The organism is Pseudomonas sp. NCIMB 10586, assembly GCF_023127895.1.
GTDB classification, from domain to species: domain Bacteria; phylum Pseudomonadota; class Gammaproteobacteria; order Pseudomonadales; family Pseudomonadaceae; genus Aquipseudomonas; species Aquipseudomonas synxantha_A.
Genome location: NZ_SPKQ01000050.1, coordinates 367,212 through 389,794 on the forward strand (window position 1 = coordinate 367,212; position 22,583 = coordinate 389,794).

General features: G+C 58.5%; 12 protein-coding genes and 1 tRNA gene. All 13 read left to right on the forward strand.

The annotated features are described in order from the left end of the window. Positions 1-66: 66 nt before the first annotated feature. Positions 67-678, forward strand: a complete 612-nt coding sequence (gene ruvA, locus E4P01_RS25270) for a Holliday junction branch migration protein RuvA (RefSeq protein ID WP_005790908.1) — start codon at positions 67-69, stop codon at positions 676-678. Continuing rightward, complete coding sequence (ruvB, locus tag E4P01_RS25275; protein WP_005790907.1) at positions 679-1,737, forward strand: Holliday junction branch migration DNA helicase RuvB; 1,059 nt, start codon at positions 679-681, stop codon at positions 1,735-1,737. A gap of 140 nt (positions 1,738-1,877) precedes the next feature. After that, positions 1,878-2,333, forward strand: a complete 456-nt coding sequence (ybgC, locus tag E4P01_RS25280; protein ID WP_003175800.1) for a tol-pal system-associated acyl-CoA thioesterase — start codon at positions 1,878-1,880, stop codon at positions 2,331-2,333. A gap of 1 nt (position 2,334) precedes the next feature. Beyond that, entirely contained in the window at positions 2,335-3,030 is a 696-nt protein-coding gene (tolQ, locus tag E4P01_RS25285) for a protein TolQ (protein WP_003193865.1), read from the forward strand. A gap of 23 nt (positions 3,031-3,053) precedes the next feature. Continuing rightward, complete coding sequence (gene tolR / locus E4P01_RS25290) at positions 3,054-3,506, forward strand: protein TolR (RefSeq protein WP_161793227.1); 453 nt, start codon at positions 3,054-3,056, stop codon at positions 3,504-3,506. Beyond that, complete coding sequence (tolA, locus tag E4P01_RS25295) at positions 3,506-4,579, forward strand: cell envelope integrity protein TolA (RefSeq protein WP_005790902.1); 1,074 nt, start codon at positions 3,506-3,508, stop codon at positions 4,577-4,579. Before tolR ends, tolA begins: the two co-directional genes overlap by 1 nt. Positions 4,580-4,596: 17 nt before the next feature. Next, on the forward strand, positions 4,597-5,877 hold the full coding sequence (gene tolB / locus E4P01_RS25300; RefSeq protein WP_032803700.1) for a Tol-Pal system beta propeller repeat protein TolB: 1,281 nt from the start codon (positions 4,597-4,599) through the stop codon (positions 5,875-5,877). Between the two features lie 55 nt (positions 5,878-5,932). Further along, positions 5,933-6,433: a peptidoglycan-associated lipoprotein Pal gene (pal, locus tag E4P01_RS25305; RefSeq protein WP_003193861.1), complete on the forward strand. Its 501-nt coding sequence runs from the start codon at positions 5,933-5,935 to the stop codon at positions 6,431-6,433. A gap of 6 nt (positions 6,434-6,439) precedes the next feature. Beyond that, on the forward strand, positions 6,440-7,270 hold the full coding sequence (gene ybgF, locus E4P01_RS25310; protein WP_032879701.1) for a tol-pal system protein YbgF: 831 nt from the start codon (positions 6,440-6,442) through the stop codon (positions 7,268-7,270). Positions 7,271-7,434: 164 nt separating this feature from the next. Next, positions 7,435-8,082: a 7-carboxy-7-deazaguanine synthase QueE gene (gene queE / locus E4P01_RS25315; RefSeq protein WP_032879702.1), complete on the forward strand. Its 648-nt coding sequence runs from the start codon at positions 7,435-7,437 to the stop codon at positions 8,080-8,082. A 123-nt stretch (positions 8,083-8,205) separates the two neighbouring features. Beyond that, positions 8,206-8,281 (forward strand) — tRNA-Lys (locus E4P01_RS25320). A gap of 398 nt (positions 8,282-8,679) precedes the next feature. Continuing rightward, the gene (locus tag E4P01_RS25325; protein ID WP_216092041.1) at positions 8,680-10,404 is read left to right on the forward strand and encodes a ShlB/FhaC/HecB family hemolysin secretion/activation protein; all 1,725 of its coding nucleotides are present in this window, start codon (positions 8,680-8,682) and stop codon (positions 10,402-10,404) included. A gap of 30 nt (positions 10,405-10,434) precedes the next feature. Beyond that, positions 10,435-22,583: hemagglutinin repeat-containing protein (locus E4P01_RS25330; RefSeq protein ID WP_248130157.1), on the forward strand; the 12,149-nt coding region annotated here is incomplete at its 3' end.

Below are 22,583 nucleotides of genomic sequence, written 5' to 3' on the forward strand. Positions count from 1 at the left end.
GCATCAGCGCATTGGTTATTTGCGGTCAGGCCCTGATCTGACCCCCAAGCTTTAAGGATCTGAACCGTGATTGGACGCTTGCGCGGCACCCTGGCCGAAAAACAGCCGCCGCACCTGATTCTGGATGTGAATGGGTTGGGTTATGAGCTGGAAGTGCCCATGACCACGTTGTACCGCTTGCCGTCGGTCGGCGAGCCGATAACCTTGCACACGCATTTGGTGGTGCGTGAAGACGCGCAACTGCTCTATGGTTTCATCGGCAAGCGCGACCGCGATTTCTTCCGCGAGCTGATTCGTCTCAATGGCGTGGGGCCCAAGTTGGCCCTGGCGTTGATGTCGAGCCTGGAAGTGGATGAATTGGTGCGTGCTGTATCCGCCCAGGATACCTCGGCCCTGACCAAGGTGCCGGGAGTGGGCAAGAAAACCGCCGAGCGCCTGTTGGTGGAGCTCAAGGACCGCTTCAAGGCCTGGGAAGTGGTGCCGAGCATGTTCGCCCTGGTACCGAACCAGCCGGATATGCCGGCAGGCCAGATCGCCAGTGCCGAAAGCGATGCCGTCAGTGCGTTGATCTCCCTGGGCTACAAGCCTCAGGAAGCCAGCAAGGCGGTATCGGCCATCAAGGACAAGAACCTGAGCAGCGAAGACATGATCCGCCGAGCCCTGAAGGGAATGATTTAAGTGATTGAAGCTGATCGTCTGATCGCGGCCACCGGCCCGCGTGACCGTGAAGAAGTCCAGGACCGGGCCATCCGCCCCCTGAGCCTGGCCGAATACATCGGCCAGCCTACCGTGCGCGAGCAGATGGAGCTGTTTATCCAGGCCGCGCGCGGGCGCAGTGAGTCCCTGGACCACACCCTGATCTTCGGCCCGCCGGGTTTGGGCAAGACTACCCTGGCCAATATCATCGCCCAGGAAATGGGCGTGTCGATCAAGTCCACCTCCGGCCCGGTGCTGGAGCGTCCCGGTGACCTGGCAGCGCTGCTGACCAATCTTGAACCTCATGACGTACTGTTTATCGACGAGATCCATCGGTTATCACCGATTGTCGAAGAAGTGCTGTACCCGGCGATGGAAGACTTCCAGCTCGACATCATGATCGGCGAAGGCCCGGCAGCCCGTTCGATCAAGCTCGACCTGCCACCTTTCACCCTGGTGGGTGCGACCACGCGTGCGGGTATGCTGACCAACCCGTTGCGAGACCGTTTCGGCATTGTTCAACGTCTGGAGTTCTATAGCACCGCTGATCTGGCGACCATCGTCAGCCGTTCGGCGAGCATCCTTGGCTTGCCCCTGGACCCGGAAGGCGCCTTTGAAATCGCCCGGCGCGCCCGCGGCACGCCACGTATCGCCAACCGTTTGCTGCGCCGCGTGCGCGATTTTGCCGAAGTGCGTGCCAAAGGGCACATCACCAAGGCGGTCGCGGACCTGGCCTTGAACCTGCTGGACGTGGACGAGCACGGCTTCGATCACCAGGATCGACGTCTACTCTTGACCATGATCGAGAAGTTCGACGGTGGCCCGGTCGGCGTGGACAGCCTGGCGGCGGCTATCAGTGAAGAGCGCCATACCATTGAGGATGTGCTGGAGCCGTACCTGATCCAGCAAGGCTATATCATGCGTACACCGAGGGGCCGGGTGGTGACGCGCCATGCCTATTTGCACTTTGGGCTAAACATTCCGTCACGATTGGGCGAGATGCCTGCGGTAGACGAATTCCTTGATGCAGTGGACGATTAAAAAGCTAACGCCGGACGATTTATCTGAGCTTTGTGCTGTCCCAGTGTCTGGCGTCGTCATTTGAGTCACTGCAAAAGCGTTCAGGAATGAAAAAACAGTTGTCCAGCCGGATTGGCAACCTGAGGAGTAAGCACTAGAGTATGCGCGCGCAAAACGGGGATCAGTCGTTCGCACATCGCTGTCGCGTTTATTACGAGGACACCGATGCCGGCGGCATCGTGTATTACGTCAACTACCTGAAATTCATGGAGCGGGCTCGAACCGAGCGGCTACGGGAGCTGGGCTTTGCCCAATCCACGCTGGCAGGGGAGGACCTGTTATTCGTCGTGCATTCCAGCGAGGCGCGTTATCACGCACCGGCGCGACTGGACGATGAATTGCTGGTCAGCGCTGAGGTCATCGAATTGAACCGTGCCAGCCTGCGATTCAAACAGCAGGTCAGGCGGGCAACGGATGCAACGCTGCTCTGTGAGGGGCAGTTCCTGGTGGCATGTGTACGCACCAACAGTTTGAAACCTCGGGCCATTCCCGAAACTCTACGCGCGGCCTTTGCCGCCGTGAGCGGCGCGGGTAAACAATCAAAGCAGGAGATTTAGCGTGGAACCTACCGTCGTCGACCATTCCTCCATGTGGAGCCTGGTCAGCAATGCCAGTGTCGTGGTTCAACTGGTCATGCTGACCCTGGTAGCCGCATCGGTTACCTCTTGGGTCATGATTTTTCAGCGCAGCAACATGCTGCGCGCCGGTCGACGTGCCCTGGAGAGCTTCGAAGAGCGCTTCTGGTCGGGTATCGACCTGTCCAAACTGTACCGCCAGGCCGGCAGCAACCCGGACCCGGATTCGGGCGTCGAGCAGATCTTCCGTGCCGGTTTCAAGGAATTCTCGCGCCTGCGCCAGCAGCCGGGTGTCGACCCTGAAGCGGTGATGGAAGGCGTGGCCCGTGCCATGCGCGTGGCCATCTCCCGCGAAGAAGAGAAACTCGAGCAGGGCCTGCCGTTCCTCGCCACCGTCGGTTCCGTCAGCCCGTACATCGGCCTGTTCGGTACCGTATGGGGGATCATGAACTCCTTCCGCGGCCTGGCCCAGGCCCAGCAAGCCACGCTGGCCACCGTGGCCCCGGGTATTGCCGAAGCCCTGATCGCCACCGCGATCGGCCTGTTTGCCGCTATCCCCGCAGTAATCGCCTACAACCGTTTTGCCGCAACCAGCGAAACCTTGATCGGCCGTTACTACACCTTCGCCGATGAATTCCAGGCGATCCTGCACCGTAAAGTGCACACCAGCGAAGAATAAGCAGGTAATTCCCAATGGCTTTAATCGCTCGAGCTCGCAAAAAGCGCAAGCCGGTCGCCGAGATGAACGTAGTGCCCTACATCGACGTGATGCTGGTGCTGCTGGTGATCTTCATGGTGACCGCGCCGATGCTCAACCAGGGCGTGAAGGTTGATCTGCCCAAGGTTTCCAGTGAAGCCTTGCCGCAGGACAACAACACGCAGGTCCTGACCATTTCGATCAAGGCTGACAAGACCTATTACTGGAACCTTGGCAGCGAAGTCGACACCCAGAAGCAGCAGGACAAGGCCCTGACTTTGCCGGCGATGACCGATGCGGTGACCAAGATCATTCGCTCCGGCAACGAAGGCGGCAAGCACACTCAGGTATTTATCCGCGGCGACAAATCGGTCGACTACGGCTCCGTCATGGGTGCCATGGGCGGGCTGCAGAAAGCCGGCGTCGGTAACGTTGGCTTGATTACCGAGGCGCCCTGATGCAGCAACAGCGAGAGCCGTCCGCCTCGGAAAGCTACTTCTGGCCTGGCGTGTGGGCGATAGCCCTGCACGTCCTGGTGTTCGGCATGCTGTTTGTCAGCTTTGCCATGACCCCGGACCTGCCGCCAGCCAAGCCGATCGTGCAGGCGACCCTGTATCAGCTGAAATCGAAAAGCCAGGCCACCACCCAGACCAATCAGAAGATTGCAGGTGAGGCCCAGAAGTCGGCTGCGCGCCAGACTGAAGTCGAGCAGATGGAACAGAAGAAGGTCGAGCAGGAAGCGGTGAAGGCTGCTGCGGAACAAAAGAAAGAAGAGGCGGCTCAAAAGGCCGAGGAATCGAAAAAGGCCGACGAAGCCAAGAAAGCCGACGAGGCGAAAAAGGCTGATGAAGCCAAGAAAGCCGAGAAAGCTGCCGAAGCCAAAAAGGCTGAAGAGAAACAATTGGCTGATATAGCCAAGAAGAAATCTGAAGAAGAAGCCAAGAAGGCTGCCGAGGAAGAGGCCAAGAAAAAGGCCGCTGAAGAAGCCAAGAAAAAGATAGTCGAAGACGCGAAGAAGAAAGCCGCCGAAGACGCCAAGAAAAAAGCTGAAGCAGACGAGGCGAAGAAGAAAGTCGCCGACGAAGCGAAGAAGAAAGCTGCCGCCGACGCCTCCAAGAAAAAGGCCCAGGAAGCAGCACGCAAATCCGCCGAAGAGAAAAAGGCCCAGGCCCTGGCAGATTTGCTTTCCGACACGCCGCAGCGTCAGCAAGCCCTGGCCGATGAACGTGGTGATGAAGTCGCGGGCAGTTTCGACGATCTGATTCGAGCGCGGGCAGCGGAAGGCTGGACACGTCCACCTTCGGCACGCAAAGGCATGACAGTAGTGCTGCAGATCGGCATGTTGCCGGACGGTACGGTGACTTCGGTCAGCGTGGCCAAGTCCAGTGGTGACGGTACGTTCGACAGTTCAGCGGTTGCCGCAGTCAAGAATATTGGCCGGTTGACCGAGATGCAGGGAATGAAACCAAGTGACTTCGCTCCCTATCGTTCATTCAAGATGACATTCACACCTGAGGATCTAGCCTTGTGAGAAACCTTCTTCGAGGAATGCTTGTCGTTATTTGCTGTATGGCAGGGATAGCGGCGGCGGATGAAAAGAACATCCTGGTAACCAGCGGCAGCGATCGGGCTACTCCGATTGCAGTCGTACCCTTCGGTTGGCAGGGCGGCAGCGTGCTGCCGGACGACATGGCCCAGATCGTCAGCGACGACCTGCGTAACTCCGGTTACTATGCGCCGATCCCCAAAGGCAACATGATCAGCCAGCCCAACCAGGCCAGCGAAGTCGTGTTCCGTGACTGGAAAGCCGTGGGCGCGCAGTACGTGATGGTCGGCAACATCACGCCGGCCGGTGGTCGCCTGCAGATCCAGTACACGTTGTTCAATGTGGCCACCGAGCAGCAGGTATTGACCGGCAGCGTATCGGGTACCGCCGAGCAACTGCGCGACATGGCCCACTACATCTCGGACCAGTCGTTTGAAAAGCTCACCGGTATCAAAGGGGCGTTCTCGACGCGCCTGCTGTATGTCACGGCTGAGCGTTTCTCTGTAGACAACACCCGCTACACCCTGCAACGTTCGGACTACGACGGCGCACGTGCAGTGACCTTGCTGCAGTCCCGCGAGCCAATCCTGTCGCCGCGCTTCGCGCCGGACGGCAAGCGTATTGCCTACGTATCGTTCGAACAGCGTCGCCCGCGCATCTTCGTGCAGCACATTGATACGGGTCGTCGCGAGCAGATCACCAACTTTGAAGGCCTCAACGGTGCGCCAGCCTGGTCGCCGGATGGTTCGCGCCTGGCTTTCGTGCTGTCCAAGGACGGCAACCCGGATATCTACGTGATGAACATGGCCTCGCGCCAACTGAGTCGCGTGACCAGCGGCCCGGGCATCAACACCGAACCGTTCTGGGGTAAGGATGGTTCGACCATCTACTTCACCTCCGACCGTGGCGGCAAGCCTCAGGTCTACAAGGCAAACGTGAACGGTGGTGGTGCTGAGCGTGTGACCTTTATCGGTAACTACAACGCCAACCCCAAGCTTTCGGCCGATGAAAAGACGTTGGTGATGATTCACCGTCAGGATGGTTTCACTAATTTCCGGGTTGCGGCCCAGGATTTGCAGCGTGGAACCGTTAAAATCCTTACAGATACCAACCTTGATGAGTCAGCCACTGTTGCGCCCAACGGCACCATGGTAATCTACGCCACCCGCCAGCAGGGCCGGGGAGTCTTGATGCTCGTGTCCATCAATGGACGCGTAAGGCTCCCACTTCCTACCGCACAAGGCGAAGTCAGAGAACCATCCTGGTCCCCTTACCTGAACTGACGCGGCGCTACAAAAAGAAGTACTTAACACACTGGGGTTCATTAGGAGTTTCACGATGGAAATGCTGAAGTTTGGTAAGTTTGCTGCTCTGGCTCTGGCTCTGTCCGTAGCCGTTGGTTGCTCCTCTAAAGGCGGCGACAATGCCGGTGAAGGCGCAGCTGTTGATCCAAACGCTGGTTACGGCGCCAACACTGGTGCGGTCGACGGCTCCCTGAGCGAAGAAGCTGCTCTGCGCGCTATCACCACTTTCTACTTCGAATACGACAGTTCGGACCTGAAGCCAGAAGCCATGCGCGCTCTGGACGTTCACGCCAAGGACCTGAAAGCTAACGGCGCTCGCGTTGTTCTGGAAGGTAACACTGACGCCCGTGGTACTCGTGAGTACAACATGGCACTGGGCGAGCGTCGTGCGAAAGCCGTTCAGCGCTACCTGGTACTGCAAGGTGTTGCTCCAGGCCAACTGGAACTGGTTTCCTACGGTAAAGAGCGTCCAGTTGCAACTGGCAACGACGAACAGTCGTGGGCTCAGAACCGTCGCGTCGAACTGCGTAAGTAATTCGTCATGCGAACGTGCCGTCGTGCTCTGACTGTATTGGCTCTCAGCCTCGCCCCGCTTGCGGTGTGGGCTGCGGTTCCTGTAACGGATAGCAACTCAGGCTATAACAATAGCGGGAGCAGTTATCCGCCAGCAGGTTATGGCACGAACGGCGCCTATGCGGGGGGAGCGGCTACGTCCGCTCCCTCGGCACAGGGCGAGCTGTTCAACCAGCTGCAACGCATGCAGGATCAATTGGCCCAGCAACAAGGCGCCATTGAAGTGCTGCAGAACCAGGTGAACCAGCTCAAACAAGAAGGCCTGGAGCGATACCAGGATCTTGATCGTCGTATTGGAGCCGGTGTTGCACCTGCCGCTACTCCTGATAATTCTGCTGCCGGTGGCGCGCCAAGCGCCGCTGCCGGTGGCGCAGCAGCAGGGGCCGCCGCGGCTGCCCCTGCCGCTAGCAGTGAACCTGGCGATCCGGCGAAGGAAAAACTGTATTACGATGCAGCCTTCGACCTGATCAAGGCCAAGGATTTCGATAAGGCCAGCCAGGCCTTCACCGCTTTCCTGCGCAAGTACCCCAACAGCCAGTACGCGGGCAATGCCCAGTACTGGTTGGGTGAGGTCAACCTGGCAAAGGGTGATTTGCAGGGCGCGGGCCAGGCTTTTGCCAAGGTCAGCCAGCTGTACCCCAAGCACGCCAAGGTGCCGGATTCGCTGTATAAACTCGCTGATGTAGAACGCCGCCTGGGTCATACCGACAAGGTCAAAGGCATTCTGCAGCAGGTGGTTGCCCAGTATCCGGGTACCTCCGCCGCGCAGTTGGCCCAGCGGGATCTGCAACGCTTGTAAGCAATACCGCCCGTTTAGAAGAAACCCGCGCCTGGCGCGGGTTTTTTCGTTAGAATCCACGCCCTTTTATGAAACACGCTTCCTGGGGTTGGCGCGTTGGCGCAATCCCTTGAAGTGCCTGACGGAGGCGGACAGCCTGTTTAGCTGTTACGCCCGTGGCGACTATGCAAGACACATTACGTATTACCGAAGTCTTTTACTCGTTGCAGGGTGAAACGCGCACTGCTGGCCTGCCCACCGTATTTGTACGGCTCACCGGCTGCCCATTGCGCTGCCAATACTGCGACAGCGCCTACGCTTTCAGCGGCGGCACCGTGCGCACCCTCGACGACATCCTGGAACAGGTTGCCGGCTACCGGCCGCGCTACGTCTGCGTGACGGGCGGTGAGCCATTGGCGCAACCCAATGCCATTCCCTTGCTCAAGCAGCTGTGTGACGCCGGTTACGAGGTCTCACTGGAAACCAGTGGCGCCCTGGACATTTCCGCTGTCGATCCGCGTGTAAGCCGGGTGGTCGACCTCAAGACCCCCGACTCCAAGGAAGCCCACCGCAACCGCTACGAGAACATCGACTTGTTGACGGCCAACGACCAGGTCAAGTTCGTCATCTGTTCCCGCGACGATTATGATTGGGCGACTTCCAAGCTGATCCAGTATGGCCTGGAACGCCGCGCGGGCGAGGTGCTGTTCTCGCCCAGCCACCATGACCTCAACGCTCGCGACCTGGCCGACTGGGTAGTGGCAGACAACCTGCCGGTGCGCCTGCAATTGCAGCTGCATAAGTACCTGTGGAACGACGAGCCGGGGCGCTGATCCGGCCGCTACGAGAGGCGTTCTATCCAGCTAATTACCGTTCAAATGCGTTTTTTCTGATTTATTTCAAATAAGGTGTTGAATAATCCTTAGAAATCAGTATTATACGCGCCACCACACAGCGGGTCGTTAGCTCAGTTGGTAGAGCAGTTGGCTTTTAACCAATTGGTCGTAGGTTCGAATCCCACACGACCCACCATTTTTGGCGGTTTAGAAAATCCGGAAGGCCCACGCAAGTGAGGATTTCCGGGTTTTTTTTTGCCTGTCATTTGGCCTGTCCGAGTCGACCTTGGGTCAGCGGCTGCTCAGATTCCCGTTGTCGTCCAGACATTCCTTAAATCAATCAAATACTCATACGCGAACCGGTGTTGGCCGAATAGTCCGATCGTTTGTGTGCGTGTTGAATGTCTATCAAATCTGATACCGCTGGTCGGAAAATCCTTCAAGATTTCATTCAGTATTTATTCTTTTTTAATATTTTCGTTAAAAATCATAATGTTAGTAGTTTGTAGGAAATTTCCTAAAGTTTAGTCAGTTTATTGGCGCGCCATTCCCGCGATGTTAGTTTGCCATCCTTCGTCATGCGTTGGATCGAACATGTCTGCCTCACTGCCACGGACTCGGTATTTACTGAGCATTGCCCTGCTTGCCTGCCTCGCTTCCCACTGCGTGATGGCGGCAACCCTGCCGGGTGATCAGGACCTGATCCGCGAACGCCAAAACCGCCTGTTGGAAGATCAACAGCGCCGCCTTGAGCAGCTCAAGGAACTGCCTGGCAAAGAGGCCCGGCCCGAAGCGCCGGCAGCTCCGGTGGACAGCCGTTGCTTTCCGATCCAAACCATTGAACTCCAGGGTGCCGACCACCTGCCTGCCGCTGAACGCGAGCGTCTACTCAAGCCTTACACTGGTCAATGCCTGGGCGTCGCACAACTCAACGCCCTGCTCAAAGACATCACCAACTACTACATCGACAAAGGCCTGGTCACCAGCCGCGCCTACTTGCCGCAGCAAGATATGTCCAAAGGGCATCTGCAAGTTCTGGTGGTGGAAGGCAAGCTTGAAGGCCTGAAGGGCGCCGACAGCAGCAAGTTGTCGGATCGCGAACTGGGCATGGCCTTTCCCGGCAAAAGCGGCGAGATATTGAACCTGCGAGAAATCGAGCAGGCTGTCGATCAACTCAACCGTTTACCGTCCAATCAGGCACAGATGGAGCTGACGCCGGGCGAGGCCGTGGGCGGCAGCTCGGTATTGGTCAAAAACAACCCGCAAAAGCCATGGCGTGCCAGCCTGTCGCGTAACAACGATGGCCAGAAAAGCACCGGCGAACAACAGTGGGGTACCGGCTTTGAATGGGATAACCCGCTGGGCCTGGCCGATCAACTGATTCTGCGCGGCGGCCACGACGCCGTCAGCGATCACCAGAAAACCTCCAAGAACGCGATGCTGTACTACAACGTGCCCTGGGGCTGGTGGAACTTTAGCTACAGCTACAACGAGAGCGACTATCGCTCGATTGCCCAAGGCGACGGTTTCAATTTCAAGCAAACCGGCGACAGCCAAAACCACCAACTGCGCGCTGAACGGGTGATCCACCGCGATGCCGTGAGCAAGACGTCGGTCAACGTCGGCCTGTCCCACCTGCGCACCAATAACTATATCGAAAGCAGCCGTATCAGACAGAGCAGTAATCGCCTCAGTGAACTGCAACTGGGCATTAACCACGGCCGACGTATCGGCAGTGCGTTCGTCAACTTCGATATCGGTATGCAAAACGGCATCGGTGCCTTCGATGCCCAGAGCAACGATCAACAGCGCGACCGGCAAGGCAACCTCACCCCCACCCCGGACTACCGCAAATACACCGCCACCGTCAGCTACCTGCAGCCGTTCAAGCTGTGGGGTGAGTCGTTCAGTTTCACCAGCCTGGCCACCGGGCAGCGCAGTGAAGATGTGCTGTTCAGCCCTCAGCGTTTGAGCCTCGGGGGCTCCTCGTCGGTGCGCGGTTTCAAGGACCAGCAACTCTATGGCGACAGCGGCGGCTACTGGCGCAATGACCTGCGCTGGAGTCGCCCGGTGACCCTCGGTTGGCTGCGCCCGGTGTTCGGTGAATACGGCGCCAGCGTCGGCTATGACCAAGGCGTGATCCGTAACGGACGCTACAACCGCGAAGAGCACGGCCGAGTCTCGAGCAACTCGCTTGAGTTGTTCGCCCGCGGCCAACACGTCAGCACCAGCGTGACCTTTGCCCACTCGCTGGAACGACCGGCCGCGTTGCTTGAGCGCGAAACGCCGATCTATTTCCGCATGGATTTTTTCCTGTAATTCAACGCCTAGTTGCATCGAGAATTTGAAATGGATGTTCGTCAATTTGCCCTTTTGGTCCGCCAGCCCTCTGCCCGCATCCAACCGCGCGAGCATTTCTGGGGCCTGCCCAAACGTGGCCTGGCGCTGATCCTGGCCAACGCGCTGTTCTGGCAACCGCTGCTGGCCCAGGCCGAAGGCATCGTGGTCAGCGCGCCCGGCACCACCGTGGGCGCGGCGGGCAATGGCGTGCCGGTGGTGAACATCGCCACCCCCAATGGCAGTGGCTTGTCCCATAACCAGTTCAAGGACTACAACGTTGGCGCCAACGGGGTGATCCTCAACAACGCCACCGAACGCAGTCAATCGACGCAACTGGGCGGCATTATCCTGGGTAACCCGAACCTGCAAGGCCGCGCTGCCAATATCATCCTCAACGAAGTCAACGGCGGTAGCCCCAGCCAGTTGCGCGGCTACACCGAAGTGGCGGGCCAGTCGGCCAAGGTCATCGTTGCCAACCCCTACGGCATCAGTTGCAACGGCTGCGGCTTCATCAACACCCCCAACGTCACCCTGACCACCGGCAAACCCATCCTCGATAACGGCCGCCTGGACCGCTACCAGGTCGATGGCGGTGCGGTGACCGTCGACGGCAAGGGCCTGGATGCCGGCAACGTTGACCACTTCGAAATCATCACCCGCTCGGCCAAGATCAATGCGCAGATCAATGCGCGCAAGTTGAGTGTGGTTGCTGGGCGCAATGATGTTAATGCGCAGACCTTGAGTGCAACCGCACGGGCCAATGACGGTAGCGCCAAGCCGGAGTTGGCGATTGACTCGACGGCGTTGGGTGGGATGTATGCGGGGGCGATCAAACTGGTCGGGACCGAGGCCGGGGTTGGGGTGAAGCTCGACGGGGCGCTGATGGCCAGTGGGGGGGATATTCAGCTCGATGCCAGTGGGCATTTGAGGATGGCAGAGGCCAGAGCCAATAGCGGCGCAATCAACATCAAGGCCGCCAGTGTGCAGACGCAAGGGCATGTACATGCTGGCACGACGCTGGATGTGCAAAGCGTCGGAGACTTGAACAATCAAGACAAACTCAGTGCCCGCGACCGCATCACACTGTCCAGCGGCGGCCAACTGACCAACAGCGGGATTATCGAGTCCGGGATCAATCCAGACCTCATTCGCAACGCCATCGGCGATCTGAGTCTCAGCGCGCAAACCGTCAACAACAGCAACGGCGGCAGCGTGGTCGCCAGCCGTAACCTGACCGTCACCGCCACACAAACCCTGAACAATCAGGGCGGAACCTTGAGCGCCAAACAGGCCGCCAATGTCAGCGCTGGCACCCTGGACAACCAGAACAATGGCCGAGTGTTGAGCACAGGCAGTCTTGAGCTGAACGCCAGCCAATTGCTCAACGCCCAAGGTGGGCTGGTCAACAGTAACGGGCCGCTGACCGCCACTGTCGGCCAGTTGAGCAACCGCAGTGGCGAGGTGTCCAGCCTGGGCGCCGCTACGCTGAATATCGCCACGCTGGACAACGTCGCAGGCTTAGTGACCGCCAATCAGGGGCTGCGCATCACTGCCAGCGGAGCCATCAATAACCAGGGCGGCAAACTCACCAGCCTCGATACATTGAACCTCACCGCCAAGGCCGTGGATAACAGTGCCGCAGGGCGCATTACCAGTACTCAGGCCCTGACCGCCAACGTCGCCAGCTTGAACAACAACGCCGGACACTTGACCAGTACCACATCGCTGACGCTGGACGTAAACAAGGGCCAGTTGAACAACCAGAAAGGTTTGGTTCGTGGCCCGACCTTAGTCTTGAACAACTTGGCCGACGTCGATAACCAGGGCGGTGAAATTTCCAGCACTCAGGGCTTCACCGTCGCCGCGAAGAATGTGAACAACAGCGACGGCAAACTGCTCAGTGAGCAGGGTTTGACCCTGCGGCTGGATGGGGCGTTGACTAACACAACAGGCGAAGTGGCCAGCGCCCATGCCACTGAACTGCATGCAGCCAGCCTGGATAACACAGGTGGCAAGGTCACGGGCGATACCGGGTTGACGGTCGATGTAAGCGGTGCGCTGAACAACCGCCAAGGCGTGCTCCGTAGCGGTCAAGCGGCATCGATCAGCGCCGCCAGCCTGGACAACAGCCACACCGGCAAAGTGATCAGTGACGCCAGCCTTACCACGCGTATTGCGGGCCTGCTGGACAACCAGAGCACCGGCTTGCTTAGCGCCAAAGCCAAGATGGATGTGCAGGCGGGCAGCCTCGATAACCGTGGCGGCAGTTTGAGCGGTAAAGACTTGCTGACCCTGACCACCGCCAGCCTCGACAACCGAGGCGGCAATGTCAGCACTGACAAGGACATGCAACTCAACGTCGCCAGCTTGAACAACCAGGGCAAAGGCCTGCTTGTCGGGCAGGCGGCGGTCCGTTACCAGGGCACGACCCTGAGTAATCAGGGCGGCTTGCTCAGCGCCGTCGGGCCGGTGCGCCTGGACGCGACGACCGTAGAAAACGCCAGCGGGCGTATCTCCAGCAAAGGCGATCTGATCGCCAATGTCACCCATTTCAATCAGCAAAAGGGCGAGTTGGTTGCGTCAGGCACCATGATGCTGACCGGCAGCACACTGGATAACAGCAACGGTGGCACGATAGGTGCGACAAAAGCGCTGACGCTGACCGTCGATGACATCAATAACCAGGCCGGGGCAATCTCCAGCGCCATAGACGTCAACCTGGCGGGCACTTACCTGAATAACAGCCGTAACGGCAAGCTGCTGGCTGGCACTGACTTGGGCCTCAAGGTGGCGCAAGTCATCAACCAGAGCGAAGGCCTGTTGTTCGGTAACGGCAAGGTGACCCTGCAAGGTAAGAGTCTGGACAACAGTGGCGGCACAGTATCCGGTGTACACGGTCTGACCCTGACCCATAGCGGTGACGTGGATAACACCAGTGGTTTGCTCACCAGCGAAAGCGGCATCACCGCCACAACCGGCGGACTAAATAATACGTCAGGCAAAGTATCGAGTACCGGAGCTGTTGCACTGAGCGCCACGGGTGCGCTGACTAATCACAATGGGGCAGTGACCACCGATAAAGGGTTGACCCTCAACAGTGCCAGTCTGGAGAACCGTAGCGGCACACTCAGCGCCAAGGGCGCGGTCAAAGTGACCACCGGCGCTTTCAACAATACCCACGCCGGTAGCCTGATCAGCAAGGACACGCTGACCCTGACCGCAGGCCAAGTCAGCAACGGTGCGAATAGCCGCATCGTCAGCGACAACGCACTGACCGCCAGTGTCACCGGTTTTGACCAGCAGGGCGGGAAGCTCACGAGTGTGACGTCACTGAGCCTGGACCTGAACAACGGCCAACTGAATAACCAGCAAGGCATGATCAATGCTCCTTTGTTGGTGCTGAAAAACCTCAATGGGGTTAACAACCAGAACGGCGAGATTTCCAGCACCCAGGCGTTCACCCTGGCCAGCAAAAGCCTGGATAACAGCAACGGCAAGCTCATCAGCAACCAGGCATTGACCCTGCGCATCGACCAGGCCATTAGCAACATCAAAGGCAAAATTTCCGCTGCGGCGTTGCAGATTAATGGCGCCAGCCTGGATAACAGTGAAGGCATGTTGAGTAGCCGGGGCCAGTTGACGATCACCGTCGATGGAGTACTCAAGAACCAAGAGGGCACGATAGTAAGCGACGCGGGCATGAAGCTGACGGCGGCCAGCCTGGAGAACAATGACGGGGAGATTTCCAGCAAAGGCGACCTCACCGCAGACATCACCAATATCACCAACCAGAACGGTAAGTTGATCGCACAAGGCGCGTTATCCCTTGACGGCCAGACGCTGGATAACCAACGAAAAGGCTACGTGAGCGCCACCCAAAAGACCGACGTCAAAATGACCAAGGTGGACAACCGGGGCGGCGAGATCTCCAGCAAGGCCACTGTTCAGATAACCGGTCAAGGTTTGGATAACAGTGACGGCGGCATGGTGCTCGCCGCGACCGACTTGACGCTGAACGTCGATGACGTACTCAACCGTAACAAGGGCCAACTCAGCGGCCAGAGTGGTGTGACCCTGGAAGGCATCACGCTGGACAACAGCGGCGGCAGCCTTATCAGCCAAACAGACCTTGGCCTTGAACTCAGCGGCGAGCTGAATAACAACCAAGGTCGGCTGAGCAGTGAAGGTCTTTTGACCGTCGAGGCTGGGAGTCTGAACAACCGCAAAGGCAAGCTGTCCAGTGCTGGGGCATTGGACGTCACCGCCCACGGCGCCGTCGATAACCAGGGCGGTGAGATGGTCACCGACGCAGGCCTGACCCTGAACAGCACCAGCCTGGACAACAGCCAGAAAGGTACGTTGAGCAGCAAAAGTGCGTTGGTCATCACTACCGGCACATTCGACAACAGCCACTCCGGTAACGTCAGCACCCGCGACACGCTGAATATCACCGCAGGGCAATTGACCAACCACGACGGTGGCCGCCTGACCAGCGAAAAAGCGCTGACTGCCAATGTCACCGGCCTGGATCAACAAGGCGGGAAGCTGTTCAGCAACACGTCTGTCGCACTGGACCTGAAAAACGGTCAGTTGAATAACCAGGGCGGCCTGATCAACGGCCCGCTGTTGATGTTGAAAAACCTCAAGGGCGTGAACAACCAGGGCGGTGAAATCTCCAGTGCCCAAGCCTTCACATTGACCGCTGACAGCCTGGATAACAGCCGCGGTAAATTGCTCAGCTACCAGGCCCTGACCCTGCGCATCACCCAGGCCCTGAATAACCTCAAAGGCCTGATTGCCGCCCAGTCCGTCGACGGCCGCGCTGCCACCCTGGACAACAGCGGCGGCACGCTGACCAGCCGTGGCGACACGTTGCTTAATGTCGACGGCCAGCTCACCAACCAGGATAAGGGGTTGATCAACGCGGCTAATGCTCTAACCCTCAACAGCGCTGGTGTGAACAACCAGGGCGGTTCTGTGTTGGGCAAGTCGATTGCCATCGACCTGGGCGGCGGTGACCTGAACAACACCAAGGGCCTGATCACCACCGAAGGTCAACTGACCATCAAACGCCTGCGCGACCTGAGCAACCAGAGTGGTGAGATTTCCACCGCGCAAAACCTCACCCTCAATGGCCGCACGCTGGATAACAGCGCAGGCAAACTGATCAGCAACACTGTGCTCACTCTGGACGGCACCCAGCTGACTAACCAAGGTGGCCTGATCTCGGGTTGGCAAGGTGTCAGTGTCAATGGCGTGGACTTGGACAACCGCAACCAAGGCACCGTCTCCAGCCGTTTTGGCAACGTCGATGCCACGCTGAGCAAAAGCCTGTTCAACAGCGGTGCCGGTGCACTGGTCAGCCAAAAAGCCCTGACCGTCAAAGCCGCCAACCTCGACAACAGCGACAAAGGCATCCTTTCCAGTGCGGGCGGGCAAACCCTGACCGTCACCGGGGTGCTCAAAAACGCCGGCAGTGGATTGATCGACAGCGGCGCGGCCCTCGATCTGAACGTGCATACACTCAACAACGCAGGCGGCACGGTCAATGCGCAACAGGCCCTCGGCCTTATCGGCACCACCCTCGACAACAGCGCTGGCAACCTGATCGGCAACGGCAGCGTAACCCTCGACCTGCTCGGCGCCCTGACCAACACTGACGGCAAACTTGCCAGCGCCGGTGCGCTGCTGCTCAAACGCGCCACTGAGGTCAACAACCAGGGCGGCCAACTGGTCAGCCAAAGCTTGCTGACCCTGTTCGCGGGCAGCCTGGACAACCGCAAGCGCGGTACCGTCGCGTCCAACGGCACGCTGCTGGCCACCACCACCGGCGCCATCCAAAACGACGGTGACGGGTTGATCTACAGCCAGAACGCCGACCTGAAACTCAAGGCTTCCCGCCTCGATAACGCCAAAGGCTCAATCCAAAGCCAGACCGCCCTGACCCTCGACATCACCGGCGCCCTCGACAACCAAAGCGGCAAAGTCATCGCGCAAAACGGCGCTGTCGACATCAAGGCCACATCCATCGATAACCGTGGCGGCACCCTGGCCAGCCTCAAGGGCGCCCTGCAAGCCAAAGCGCTGGGTGGCTTGCTGCGCAACGACTTGGACCTGAACAACAACCGTCAGGCCGGCATCATCCAGGCCCAAAGCCTGATCCTCACCAGTGCCAGCCTCAACAACAATGGCGGCCGCATCGCCGCGCAAACCGGCGACACCGACGTCACCACCGGCGCCTTCGACAACCGCGATGGCGGGCTGTACGCCAAAGGGACGGTCAAGGTCATCGGCAGCAGTTTTGATAACAGCGGTGATGTACGCGGCCAGGTGGCAGGCGGGCAGGTTGACCTCAAACTCACTGGCGGGGCACTGAACAACCAGAAAGGCATTATTGAAAGTGACACCACGCTGAAGGTCGAGGCGGATAGCGTGGATAACCAGGGCGGGCAACTGCGGGCTTTGGGCAAGAACGGCAAGACTGACTTTCAGATTGGGGGTGTGTTTGATAACCGCAATGGTGTACTGGAAACCGCCAACAGCGATTTGACGTTGAAGGCCAGTGGCTTCCAGAACGTGGGCGGCAGTCTGTTGCATGTGGGCGCCGGTGCGTTTGACATCAGCACGGCCAACCTGACCAACGTGGGCGGCAACGTTGTCACCCGAGGTGGCTTGACCCTGACGGCTGACGACTGGACCAACAGCAGTGTGATCCAGGCAGGGCGGTTGACGGTGAACGTCAACACTCTCAACCAAACGGCAGAAGGGCAGTTGCTGGCTTCCGATAGTTTGGTGGGTAAAGGTATTAACTGGTCCAACGATGGCTTGATTGCCAGTGATGGCAGCCTCAACGTGACGCTGGACGGGACCTATAGCGGTAGTGGCCGTATGAGTAGTTTGGGCGATCTGAGCCTGAGCGCCGCGCAATTAAAACTAAGTAAAACGACGAGTATTGGCGGTGGTGGCAACGCGACGGTCAACATCTCCGGAAGTGTGGATAACCAGGGGCGTTTAACCGCAACCAAGGATCTGAATCTGACGGCAGGCACCATCAATAACTACGGCACGCTGGGCAGCGGTCAAAAACTTACCGCCACTACTGGCGCGCTACTTAACGACCATGCGCTGATTTTCAGTGGTTCGGACATGAGCCTGCGCGTTGATTCGCTGAGCAATAGCTACGCGGATATTTACAGCCTGGGCGACCTGAGCATCGACCGGGATGGTAAAGGCGGCGTTGCCCGCAGCATCATCAACAGCTCTTCGACCCTACAGAGTGATGGCAACCTGAGCCTCGCAGCGAGCACGATCAAAAATATCAGAGCGGTCTTGAACACCAGCAACCAAGACATTTATACCGCTCGGATTACCGAGATCGCTTGTATTGCGGGGTACGATTGTGACGGTGGTAAGGAAAACCATACTTGGGAGATTGCTCAACGCGAAAAACTTGAAGTCATTGAGGCCAGTGCAGCGTCCAGCATCACCTCAGGTGGCAATGTGACCATCAATGGTGGTGATCTCTCGAACCAAAGCAGCACCATTGCCGCCGCAGGAGAATTGTCGGTAACAGTCAACAATCTGGTCAACAGTGGTCTTGAAACGGGAGATATTGAAACTACCCGCGTGTTTGTATCAGAGAGAACCCGGCATCCAGAGAATTGGTATAACCCGGCAAACGCGTTCAACAACAAATATTGGTTCCAGAGCGCCGGCTATACGCCCAATGATTTGGGTGGGTTGCAGGCTGCAATGGGCAACTTTATAGCCATTACCGGTCCTCCGGTAGCTCCGAAGGGGATCGGGGAGCTGCCGCACCTTAGAACGACAAAAAAATTAGCAGATGGTGATCAGCGTTACGCCGCAGTGATTCAGGCCGGTGGGGCTGTCAACGTAACGGCGGGCAACAACATCGACAGCAGTGTGGTCCGTCCGGGCTATACCTATGTGGGTAGCGGCCCACGAACCGATACCAACGCCTCCGGTGCTGGCTTTTCAACCCGTATTACGCTTAACCAACAATTGCCGCCGGACCTGGCCCAGCAACAGGTCAATCCCCTGTCATTACCAGGCTTTAGCTTGCCCACGGGGCAGAATGGTTTGTTTCGCCTGAGCGGCCAGGGTGCTGCAACGCCAGCTAATCAAGGGCCACAAAGCTGGACCATGGGCGGGGCGTCCATCGACACTGCCCAGCGTGATCAAGCCGTGCCTGCCCGTGGTGGTAGGGATGTCCTAGTGAATGATGCCGCTCACATCGCAATGGCCACGCAAGAGCCGGTGCGCACGGCTGATCTGGCGACCTCAGTTGCAGCCATCATCGCGCCGCTGAACGTGGTCCCGATCGTAGATCCCATCACGGGTGCGGTAGTACCTGACCGCTCGAAGGTCGACGCTGTCGCCTCGACTACTCCGGTCGAGAGCTTGGCCACAGCGGCTGACACGTTGACGGTCAACCGTGTGCAGGGATTGCCTGACGGCAGCTACGTCTCCAACCCGCAAAAATACTTGATCGAAACCAACCCGGTTTTGACCGACCTTAAGCAGTTCATGAGTTCGGACTATTTGCTGTCGAAACTGGGTTACAACCCGGATACCAGTTGGAAGCGTTTGGGTGATGGTCTTTATGAGGATCGGTTGATTCAGCAAGCCGTCATTGCTCGTACCGGTCAACGCTTCCTCGATGGGCAGACCAGCGACGCTGGGCAGTACAAATACCTGATGGACAACGCGATCGCCAGCAAGCAGCGATTGAACCTAGCGGTGGGCGTAAGCCTCACCGCCGAGCAAGTCGCGGCGCTGACCCACGATATCGTATGGATGGAAAGCGCCATGGTAAATGGCGAAAACGTCCTGGCACCTGTTTTGTATCTGGCCCAGGCCAATAACCGCCTGGGACCCAACGGCGCATTGATCGCCGGTAGCGACGTCAACCTGATTGCCGGAGAAAACCTCAACAACGTCGGCACCCTGCGTGCTACCAAAAACCTATCGGCCAGCGCCGGCGCCAACCTGGTCAACAGCGGCCTGATCGAAGCCGGTCATCGCCTGGACCTGCTGGCGGGCAACAACCTGGTCAACAAAGCTGGCGGGATCATCTCGGGGCGCGACGTGAGCCTCACGGCAGTTAACGGCGACGTGATCAACGAACGCACCGTCACCCGTCACGAGAGCAGCAACAGCGGTTATCGCACCGAACGCATGGACTTTGTAGACAGCGCAGCCCGCATCGAAGCGGCCAACAACCTGAGCATGCAAGCCGGACGTGACGTCAACAGCGTTGGCGGCGTGTTGAAAAGTGGTGCAGATACCACGATCAAGGCCGGTCGCGACGTCAACCTGATTGCCGCCGAGCAACGTAACGCCGGTGTGTCCCGGGACAGCAGTGTCACTCAATACGGCAATGTGATTGAAGCCGGGCGCGACTTCCGCGTGCAGTCCGGACGCGACATCAGCGCCATCGCCAGTCAAATCGACGCCAAGCGCGATGTTGCGATGGCGGCTACCGGCGACCTGACACTGGCTTCGGGCGCGAACGAACAGCACTCCTCGTTCAACAGCAAAAAGGTCAAGAGCCAGGAAGACCATGTTCAGCAGGTGTCCACCACGGTCAAGGCCGGTGGAGATGTGGCGCTGAGCGCGGGCGAGGATATGGCGTTGATCGCCAGCCGTGTAACGGCCGGGGATGAGGCGTACTTGTACGCAGGTGAAAATATTGAGCTCAAGTCCGCTGAGAATGAGGACTACAGCTTTTACAGCAAGACCAAAAAATCCTCCTCGGGCAAGAAATTCCGTCTCGATGAAACCGATAGCACCACCAACGTGGGCAGCCTGGTCGAATCGGGTGGCAATAGCTCCGTGGTCGCTGGCAAAGATCTGCTGTTGGCCGGCAGTGCGGTGGCCGCTGACAAAGGTGCAGCGAAGTTGGTGGCGGGTGAAGACGTACAGATTCTTGCCGTAACCGACTCCGACAGTGCGCGCCATGAGCGCAAGCAAAGCAAGAGCAGTTGGGGCGGGTTCAAGTCGAGCAAAGTCCAGGACAAGGTCGACGAGACACGCACCACGGCGGTGGGCAGCATGGTCTCTGGTGAGACGGTCAGCGTCGCGGGCGCGCAAGATGTGACCGTGACGGGTTCGGCCCTGGTCAGCACCGGTGACCTGACTGTTCAGGCCGGGCGTGACCTGACCATCGATGCGGCGCAGAACACCTTCGCGCGCACCGACATGCACAAGGAAAAGAACCGCGACCTGACCGGCGTGTTGACCGGCAACAAGCTGGGCCTGGATGACATCACTGGCAATCAGCATCTGTTCATCAACAGCCAGAAGCACAATGGTACAGCGGCAGAAACTACCCTCACTGGCAGCACGGTTGGTTCCAGTGCGGGGAATGTGACGCTGGAGGCGGGGCGTGAAGTTAAGGTAGTGGCCAGTGATGTGGTCAGTACCAAGGACATGGATATCACCGGCTCCAATGTGACCATTGCTGCCGGGACTGAAACGGCTAACCAGACCAGTAAGGACAGTTCCAAAAGCTTGGCCGTGGGGCGTGTGATCGGCGGAACGGTCGTCGATACCGCCAGGAGCATCCGCGATGGCGTTGAAGCAGCCAACAATGCCGATGACCCTCGACTCAAAGCCGTGAAGCTGGCGCAGGTAGCCTTGAACACTTACAACCTGGGCGGCCAAATGGCAGACGCCAACGGTCAGGGTTCGGGTTTCAAGGACAAGCAAGGTGGCACGGCCAGTAATGGTTCGCTGATTAAAATTGGCACCGAGCTGGGCAGTACCCACAGCAAAAGCACCAGCGACTACCGCAGTGAAACGGCTAAGCAAAGCACACTCAACTCAGGTCAAAACCTGTCTGTTGTAGCGACGGGCAAGGCCGCCGAAACTCAGGGCGATATCCATGTCATCGGCAGCGAATTGAAGGCTGCCAATACCACGCTGGTCGCTAAAAACGACATCATTCTGGAAAGCGCGCAAAACACCACCGAGCGCAAAAACGACAGTAAAAACGACAAAACCAGCATCGGTGCCAGCTTCAATATCGGCGAACAAAACGGTTTCACCCTGGACCTTGGTGCGCAAATCGCCAAAGGCATGGGTTCCGGCAGTTCTGTGACTCAGGTTAACAGCAAGCTGGATACCGGTGCGCTGGTTCTGAGCAGTGGCCAAGACACCACCCTGGCCGGTGCCCAGGTGCGTGCTGACAGCATCAAGGCGGATATCGGCGGCAACCTCAATATCGCTTCGCGCCAGGATATCGACACTCAAAAGAGCAAGCAGAGCAGCGCCGGTGCTGGCGCGAGCATCTGTGTGCCACCGTTCTGCTACGGCACAACGGTAACGGCGTCCGGAAGCATGTCGGCCGGCAACATGAGCAGCGACTACAAGGCGGTCACTGATCAGACGGGGCTGTATGCGGGCAAGGATGGCTACACCTTGGACGTGGGAAAAAACACCACGCTACAGGGTGCCGTCATTGCGAGCGAAGCCAGCGCCGACAAGAACTTGCTGATTACCGATCGCTTGCTGACCAGTGACATCAAGAACACCAGCAAGATCAACAGCACTTCGGCAAGCGCAGGTATTGCCGGTGGGTCCAGCGGTATCGCAATGGGCCCGCCGATGGGCGCGGTGCTGAGTGAGTCCGACAGCAGCAAAACCCGGGCGGCGGTCAGCGAGGGCACGATTATTGTGCGTGATCCTGAGGGGGCCAACGACCTGGTGGGCCTCAATCGCGATACGCAAAACGCCAATAAGCACCTCGACAAGCCGGATGAAAAGGCCATGCGCGAACGCATGGACCTGATCAACAGCTCTGCGCAACTGGCCATAACGATCGGAAGCACCATTGGCAAGGCGAAGATCGACGAGTCTGAAGACCCCAACAGCGACGCTGGTAAAGCGGCTCGGCAGAAGTTGCTGGAGAGTGGCATCAGTGACCCGACCACCTTGCAGGTGAGGCAACAGGCTGAACGGGATTACGGCGTTGGCAGCAGTTTCCAGCGCACGACACAGACCGTGACGGCCATCGTGCAGGGGATTGCCGGTGGCAATGTGGGAGCGGCCATTGCGGGCGCATCCGCACCCCTCCTCGCGCAAAAAGTAAAAGACCTGACGGCAGGTGATGACGCCGCCAACCTCATGGCCCATGC